Annotated in this window: 1 protein-coding gene; it reads right to left on the reverse strand. The window is 32.7% G+C overall.

Annotated features, from left to right (window positions below):
* Positions 1-140: 140 nt before the first annotated feature.
* A partial coding sequence (locus Q4548_RS16550) for a thrombospondin type 3 repeat-containing protein (RefSeq protein ID WP_303457110.1) occupies positions 141-2,276 on the reverse strand: 2,136 nt, incomplete at its 5' end.

Raw genomic sequence — 2,276 nt, forward strand, 5'->3', positions numbered from 1 at the left:
CTGCGCTTCTTCCTTGGATTCTCTGAATATTTCATAAATAAGTCGAATTTGTGTCAACTTATTCTAGGATGGGACAAATAATTAAAATAAAAAAGCCAGGCTAATTAGCCTGGCTTTTTTATTTTGAATCTATACTGAAATTAGTCAACCAATATCTTATTGATTTTCACTTCTCCATCAACATTTACCATTCTTACATAGTAAACACCTCTTAAATCCATATTACTTACTTGTTCTCCAGATATTTTGTAGATTTTAGTTTCTACTACATCAAAAGGAACAACTATTTTTCCTTCTACAACCTCTATGTGAGTAACAGTTAACTCTGGTGTACCAGCAGTAGAACAATCGTCATACTCTGTAAAGACACTAGGGTCTTCTACATGAATTGTCCAATTTAGTGTACTGTAAGTAACATTATCAACTTTCACGCACGTTAAATTAGGATTGTTTAAGATTTTAAAGTTATCATCCTGTATACGAGCATTGTATTTATTATTGAATTCTACCTTGCTCAATAAGTTGTGGTTCAAATTAACAATCAACAAACAAGTGTTTCTATCCAAGTTCAATGTCCCTTCTAACAAGTTGTTTTCAAGTTCTAAAACTATCAAATTCAACGCTTGACTTACATCTATTGTTTTCAATTTGTTTGTTCCTGCGTACAAATATTGCAGAGACATTTTGTACCCCAACAACAACTCTTCTAATACGTTACCTTGTACTTCGATATATACTAAAAGTTCATTTGCAGTAAGATCTAAACTATCTAATTTATTTCCTTTCAAGCTCAACCTTGTCAACAACAAGTTATTACTCAAGTCGATACTCGTTAAATTGTTTGCTCCTGCATACAATTCTACTAAGTTTACTTGGTTTGTCAAGTCTAAACTCTCCAATTTATTCCCTCGGATGTTCAAGACTTTTAGTAATGTATTGTTAGACAAGTCAATGTTAACAACATTGTTACCAGACATTTGTAATTCTTCTAATGAAGTAAACAATTCTATTCCAGACATATCTATGATACATCTACCAGTTATATCTAAGAACGTCATTGTTGCAACATCAGCACTTGGGTTGATAGATCCGTTTACAACTCCATCTGTATCCAAGCCTACAAATACCATGTACTCTTCTAAAGTATTAAACTTGAATGGCAATGTTCTCTCAACATCACAATTTCCAGGAGGGTAATTCTTCAAATTATTATTACACAAGTTGATCAATTCCAAACTGTTATGGTAATCCAAATCTAAAATTCCTGATAAATTGTTATCATTTAAATACAATTCAATTAAATTCAATACTCCTGTTAAATCGATAGTATCTAATTCATTATATGAAGCATACAAATACTTTAAGTTTGGATTGTTTCCTAACAACAATTCTTCAAGAGAAGTTCCATTTTCTTTAATCGAAAGCAACTCTAATAATGTGTTGTTTGTTACATCTAAACTTTTAATCTGATTGTATCTCAATTCTAATTCTCTCAACAACACATTATTACTTAAATCAATATCTGTCAAGTTGTTACCTCCTGCAATCAATACTTCTAAAAGAATGTTTTTAGTAACATCTAAACTAGTCAAGTTGTTATCATCTAAACTTAAATGTTTCAAGTTTACGTTTTTACTGAAATCAACTCCAAGTACAAAATCATTACCGTTTGCAATCAATGTCTCTAAACCTGTCAAGTATTCAACACCTGTCAAATCAACCATGTTTTTATTAGAAATATCTAAATATTTAATAGCGGCCAATTCTGGTGTTGGTGTAATAATTCCATCAACCACATCATCTAACCCTTCTTGAACTAAATATCTTTCAAAAGTAATTCCATATCTATCAACACAATCAATATCAAAACAGTCATCGTCACTAATATTCTGACAAACATCTCCAATTCCATCACCATCAATATCTTTCTGATCAGGATTTGGTGTGTTCACACAGTTGTCGATTGAATCTACGATTCCGTCATTGTCTGCATCATCATCATCACAAGCATCTCCAATTCCGTCATTATCAGCATCTTCCTGGTTTGGATTCGCTGTATTCACACAGTTGTCTACGCTATCTACGATTCCGTCGTTGTCTGCATCATCATCACAAGGATCTCCAATCCCATCATTATCAGCATCTTCTTGATTTGGGTTTGCTGTATTCACACAGTTGTCTACGTCATCAGTAATTCCATCGTTGTCTGCATCGTCGTCACAAGCATCTCCAATTCCATCATTATCAGCATCTTCCTGATTTGGGTTTGCTGTGTT

It is taken from the genome of Wenyingzhuangia sp. 2_MG-2023, from assembly GCF_030548295.1.
Classification (GTDB): Bacteria; Bacteroidota; Bacteroidia; order Flavobacteriales; family Flavobacteriaceae; genus Wenyingzhuangia.